This is a genomic window from Streptomyces sp. NPDC057638 (assembly GCF_042800315.1).
In the GTDB taxonomy this organism is placed as follows: Bacteria; Actinomycetota; Actinomycetes; order Streptomycetales; family Streptomycetaceae; genus Streptomyces.
This window is the reverse complement of record NZ_JBHVHF010000419.1, coordinates 1-5,397: the sequence shown is the minus strand read 5'-3', so window position 1 is coordinate 5,397 and position 5,397 is coordinate 1. Positions and strand designations below refer to the sequence as shown.

General features: G+C 69.4%; 7 protein-coding genes. All 7 read right to left on the bottom strand.

The window, feature by feature from the left end; genetic code table 11:
• Window positions 1-121: 121 nt before the first annotated feature.
• Window positions 122-718 (bottom strand): MerR family transcriptional regulator, encoded by a 597-nt coding sequence (locus ACFVIM_RS32335; protein WP_384309083.1) that lies wholly within the window; start codon window positions 716-718, stop codon window positions 122-124.
• A 204-nt stretch (window positions 719-922) separates the two neighbouring features.
• On the bottom strand, window positions 923-1,396 hold the full coding sequence (locus ACFVIM_RS32330) for a bifunctional nuclease family protein (protein WP_005475662.1): 474 nt from the start codon (window positions 1,394-1,396) through the stop codon (window positions 923-925).
• Window positions 1,397-1,449: 53 nt separating this feature from the next.
• Window positions 1,450-2,199, bottom strand: coding sequence for a MerR family transcriptional regulator (locus ACFVIM_RS32325; RefSeq protein ID WP_384309081.1), 750 nt, complete (start codon window positions 2,197-2,199; stop codon window positions 1,450-1,452).
• Between the two features lie 17 nt (window positions 2,200-2,216).
• The gene (locus tag ACFVIM_RS32320; RefSeq protein ID WP_384309086.1) at window positions 2,217-3,101 is read right to left on the bottom strand and encodes an FHA domain-containing protein; all 885 of its coding nucleotides are present in this window, start codon (window positions 3,099-3,101) and stop codon (window positions 2,217-2,219) included.
• Window positions 3,102-3,249: 148 nt separating this feature from the next.
• On the bottom strand, window positions 3,250-4,056 hold the full coding sequence (locus ACFVIM_RS32315) for a DUF881 domain-containing protein (protein WP_384309078.1): 807 nt from the start codon (window positions 4,054-4,056) through the stop codon (window positions 3,250-3,252).
• A 5-nt stretch (window positions 4,057-4,061) separates the two neighbouring features.
• Window positions 4,062-4,394 carry a small basic family protein gene (locus tag ACFVIM_RS32310; protein ID WP_018522495.1) on the bottom strand — a complete coding sequence of 111 codons (333 nt, stop codon included), beginning with the start codon at window positions 4,392-4,394 and terminating at the stop codon, window positions 4,062-4,064.
• A complete protein-coding gene (locus ACFVIM_RS32305; protein WP_384309074.1) occupies window positions 4,391-5,329 on the bottom strand; it encodes a DUF881 domain-containing protein in 939 nt (312 codons plus the stop codon). Before ACFVIM_RS32305 ends, ACFVIM_RS32310 begins: the two co-directional genes overlap by 4 nt.
• Window positions 5,330-5,397 lie beyond the last annotated feature (68 nt).

The window sequence follows — 5,397 nt, the reverse complement described above, 5'->3', positions numbered from 1 at the left end:
CAATGGCCCCACCCGCGCGGGTGGGGCCATTGTCAGTGGCGTGGGTGCCGGAAGGCCGCGTGCCTGCGTTCGAGTCGGCGGACCTGGCGGAACCCCGCCCCGAACCGCTGGCCTCCGGGCCTCAGCCCGCCCGGTCCCGGCGCCGTCGCGCCAGCTCATCGCCCGGGTTGTGGCCGACCAGCGTCTCGCCGGTGTCGACACGCTCACCATGGAGCTGGGAGAGCGCCGCCTCGACATCGCGCCAGACCACACCCACCGCGATCCCGAAGACGCCCTGGCCGCCCTGGAGCAGATCCACGACCTCGTCGGGCGAGGAGCACTCGTAGACCGTGGCGCCGTCGCTCATCAACGTCATCCGGTCGAGATCGGCGAAGCCCCGCGCGCGCAGATGCTGGACGGCGGAGCGGATGTTCTGGAGTGCGACCCCGGTGTCCAGGAATCTCTTGACGATCTTGAGGACAACGACATCGCGGAAGCTGTAGAGCCGCTGTGTACCGGAACCGTACGCGGGGCGCACACTCGGCTCGACCAGCCCGGTGCGGGCCCAGTAGTCGAGCTGCCGATAGGTGATGCCCGCCGCCGCGCAGGCGGTCGGTCCCCGATAGCCGACGGTCTCACTTCCGGGTTCGGCCACCCCGCTCTGGAGCGGATACGGCCCGCTCTCCCCCAGACCCCGTCCGAGGGATGCCCCCACCGCACCGTCGCCGCTGCTTCTCACGCCGACCCTCCGTCCTTGACCTGCCCACTCGACGGTAGGCAGTCACCAGGGGTGCGTCAACGATCGCCACACTCGGCACGCCGAGTGATAATCACCCTGAGAGTGGTTTACCGTGCCCCAATTCGGGGAAAGGCTATCCTTCTGCCTCAAAGAGGCACTCTCCACCCGCCGCTCCGACGGCGATCACCCCGTCGGGAACCACGGTCACTGACTGTTCGTCCCGAAGTCCTCGGGCGAGATCTGGTCGAGGAACTCGCGGAACTTCTCCACCTCGTCCTCCTGCTCGTCGGGGATGGCGATCCCCGCGTCATCCAGCACCCCGTCACTACCGAAGATCGGCGTGCCCGTGCGCAGGGCGAGCGCTATGGCATCGGAGGGCCGGGCGCTCACCTCGACCCCGCTGGCGAAGACCAGCTCCGCGTAGAAGACCCCTTCACGCAGGTCGGTGATGCGGACCTCGGTGAGTTCCTGCCCCACCGCCTCCAGCACATCCTTGAAGAGGTCATGCGTCAGCGGCCTGGCCGGGGCCATGCCCTGCTGGGCGAAGGCGATGGCGGTCGCCTCCCCTGGGCCGATCCAAATGGGGAGGTACCGGTCGCCTCCCACTTCACGCAGGAGCACGATCGGTTGATTCGAGGGCATTTCCACCCGGACACCCACAACGTCGAGCTCGTTCACACAGCAACCCTAGGACGTGCCCGACCCGTTTGGGTAGTCGGGCACGTCCAAGATCAGTGGAGACGTACTCCCAGAGCCGACCTGACCAGGGCCGCGTGCAGCCGGACCGACAGTTCCGCCAGTTCGTTGGCCGTGGCCTCGGCATGGGCCCTGGTCTGCGGATTCCGATGGCGGCGCAACGGCGCCACCACCTGTTCCACCAGTCCCGCCTCACGCTCGGCGGCGGCCTTCATGATCCGCAGATGTCGCGGCTCCAGTCCGAATCTACCCAGGTCAGAGACGAGCCGGGCAATGGTCACGGACTCGGCGTCATAGCCGCCGTCCGCCCCCGGGACCAGCAGTCCATAGGATTCCCACTCGGCCAGCTCCGCCTCGTCGACCTCGGCGGCCGCCAGCAGCTCGGCCCGGCCCACCCGGGCGGCCGTCCTGCGCTCACCCAGAGGCTCCCAGCCCTCCTCACCCGGCCCTCTCGAACCGGGCGGAGGGCTCTGAGCGGGCAGTTTCACCTGCTCGCCCCGCGCGGCGGCGTCGAGGTGCTCCCGGATGACCTTCAGCGGAAGATAGTGGTCCCGCTGCATCCGCAGCACCTGGGCGAGCCGCTCCACATCCTCCGGGCTGAACTTCCGGTACCCGGACGGCGTGCGGCGCGGCTCCACCAGCCCCTCGGCCTCCAGAAAACGGATCTTGGAGATGGTGACCTCGGGGAACTCGCCACGCAGCTGACCGAGGACCGTGCCGATGCTCATCAGCTTCCCGGCCGCGGCGGTGGCGCGCTGCCCGGCACCACCCGTCGGAGTTCGCATGAGCCTTCCCTGGCGGGTTACACGCCCCGCTGGCTGGCGTAGAAGACCAGACGGTACTTACCGATCTGGACCTCGTCGCCACTGGCCAGATAGACCGAGTCGATCCGCTCGCGGTTGACGTAGGTGCCGTTGAGACTGCCGACGTCCGCGACGCTGAAGCTGCCGTCAGGCTGACGGCGGAACTCCACGTGCCGCCGGGAGACCGTGACGTCATCCAGGAAGATGTCGCTCTGCGGATGACGGCCGGCCGTGGTCAGCTCCCCGTCGAGCAGGAAACGACTGCCGGAGTTCGGGCCGCGGCGCACCACCAGCAGCGCCGACCCCAGCGGGAGCGCCTCGACGGCGGCCAGCGCCTCGGGAGAGAGCGACGGCAGCGCCGTCTGGCCGGTCACCTCCGCGTCATAGGCCTCAAGGCCGGAGATGGAGATCGTCGAGGTCGTCTCCGAGGCCCGCTCGGCCTGTGCTCCGGCACGCAGCGGCGCGCCACAGTTGGAGCAGAACCTGCTGGACTCCGGGTTGCGGTTACCGCACCTCGTACACACGGTCACGGCCGCCATGGACGGGTCCTCCTGCCGCGGCTGTCCCCCGTGGGGATTGGTCGCATACGGGTCGGGGTTAAACCCTCCACCCGTACCTGAGGTTGATGGTTCCCCGAAACCTATGCGGCCGGGACCGGCAGGGTCAACAGACGACGCGCCCCGGCCCCCGGGAATGTCACCTGCCTGACCTCCGAGCTCATCCCGGAAGAGCGGCCTGTCGCTGCCGCGCTCCTCCTCCTGGCCGTGCCGCGGCGCGCGATGCCTGGCGTTGCCGCCGTCCTCGCGTGCGCTCTTGCCGAACAACTTCGCAAACAACTTCACGGGCGATTCCCCTTGACCGAAATAGACCCGCCCGTGGGGCAGGACGAACCCTCATTGATCACACCTGCCGACCCGGACATCATCACAACGTCCGTACCCGTCAGACAGTTTCCACCACCCGGCACACGACCCGTGCGCCGACCCCCCGGAACCACATGCCCTGGCCCACAGGACCTCATACACCCCCGCCTCACCGAGCTGACGACCGAGCGTAGTCAGGCTGCTTCGCAGGTCGCAAGGCGTCCACAACGATCTTCTCCGACCGCTCCACCGTAGCGGTGGCCTGCTCCTTCTCCAGCGTCTGCACCACACCGCCGGGGATGTTCAGAGCGGGCTCCAGATCCTGCGGCTTTCCGATGACCTTGAAGATGTACGGGGCGGTGATCCGGTTCCCGTCCACCTCGATGTCACCACCCGCACCAGTGAAGTACGAGCCCGCCACGACCCTGTGGTCATTGACCTGGATCGCCTCGGCCCCCGCCGCACGCAGCTCCTGGATCGCGTCGAGCAGCATGTCGGGCTCCACCGCCTGGGAGCGGCCCGCGATCGTGAGCGTGATGCCGGGGCCCTCGGCCGCGACCGTGCCCGCGAGGACGCCCAACTGCTGCTCCTTCTGCCGGGTCTGCCGACGCGCCTCCTCGGCCTGGTCCGAGCTGTTCTCCAGCTCGGTCCGCTGCTGCTCCAGCCGCCGCCGCTCGTCCTCCAGCCGCTGGCTGCGGTTGTCGAGCTCATCGAGGATACGGACGAGATCCTCCTGACGGGCCCCGCGCAGCGCACCACTGTCACTCGTGGAGCGGACCTGGATGGCCAGCCCGAGACCGAGGACGAACAGCAGCACCGCCACGGTCAGTTGGGCCCGGGTCACCCGCGGCGGCCACAGGCCCGCCACCAGGCGCTGACGTCCGGTCATGCCCTCCCGGCCCCTGGCCGCCGTACCGGTCGTCCCCTCGCCCGAGGAGCCCTTCTGGCCCTGCTCTGACCCTTCCCGCGTCTCCATCCGCGTCACGCCCGGAAGACATGGCGGCGGATGGCCGCGGCGTTGGAGAAGATCCGGATGCCGAGGACGACCACCACACCGGTGGAGAGCTGGGCGCCCACGCCGAGCTTGTCACCGAGGAAGACGATCAGCGCGGCCACCACGACGTTCGACAGGAAGGACACCACGAACACCTTGTCGACGAAGATCCCGTCGAGCATGGCCCTCAGCCCCCCGAACACGGCGTCGAGCGCCGCCACGACGGCGATCGGCAGATAGGGCTCCACCATCGCCGGCACCTCGGGCCGGACCAACAGTCCGACCACGACTCCCACGACGAGGCCCAGTACGGCGATCACGATGTGCCCTTCCCTGTGTCTGCCGCGCCCTGCCCCGTGCCCTTCCCGGGGTCGGCGGCGACCGGCTGTGCGGTACGTACGATCAGGCTCGGGGCAGCCGGGAGCCGCATACCGCCCTCGGTCGACACCCGGAACCGGATGCCGAAGTTCTCACGCAGCGCGTGGAGATACTGTCCGTCCGCGCTGTCCTGGAAGGCCGTATTCAGCTTCTTCCCGTCCCCCACCGCCAGCACCGTGTACGGCGGCACCAGCGGCCTGTTGTCGACCAGTATCGCGTCTCCGGCGGCCCGGATGGCCGACAGGGCGGTCAGCCGCTGTCCATTGATGGCCACCGCCTCGGCACCGGACTCCCAGAGACCGTTGATGATCCGCTGCATATCGCGGTCGCGTACCCGGCCGGTGTCACTGAAACCGGAACTCTCCCGGGGGCCGGACCCGCCCTGGACCGCGCTGTCGCCCGCCTTCTTGGCGTCGTCGACGACCAGCTTGATCCCGGGGCCCTCCACCTCGGTGGCTCCCGCCAGCAGCGCCATGTGCTGTTCCTCGGCACCCGCGGAGTTCAGCGCCTCGCGCTGGCGCGCGCCGACCTCGTCCCGGAGCTTCTCCACCCGCCGCTCCAAGGCATCCGCGTCAGCCGTCTCCTTGTCGACGCGCTGGATCAGCTCCTCGCGCTCCTTGGCCAGCACCGGCGCCGATATCCGGGCGTCCGCGACGCCTACGGTGACGATCACCGCGGCGACCAACAGCCCCGCGGCCAGCCCGATCCGAGCGCGCAGACCGCGCGGCAGCGCCCCACCCGCGGCCTCCCTGCGGGCCGTGGCCTCCGCGTACCCGTCATCGAGGCTGTGCTCCATCACGTTCGTCAGCAGCGACATGGACGCGTCCGGGCGCGAGGGCGGAGATGCACTGCTCCGAACGGGGGGCTGCTGCGGCATGCCGCACATCGTCGCACGTCGCCGAGGCCTCCGCCGACCGGCCCCCCTGGTGCCGGGAACCGTCCAAC

Bases quoted from the DNA above. Each gene is read 5' to 3' on its own strand.
- ACFVIM_RS32325 (WP_384309081.1), bottom strand. From the start codon at position 2,199: ATGCGAACTCCGACGGGTGGTGCCGGGCAGCGCGCCACCGCCGCGGCC.
- ACFVIM_RS32315 (WP_384309078.1), bottom strand. From the start codon at position 4,056: ATGGAGACGCGGGAAGGGTCAGAGCAGGGCCAGAAGGGCTCCTCGGGC.
- ACFVIM_RS32305 (WP_384309074.1), bottom strand. From the start codon at position 5,329: ATGCCGCAGCAGCCCCCCGTTCGGAGCAGTGCATCTCCGCCCTCGCGC.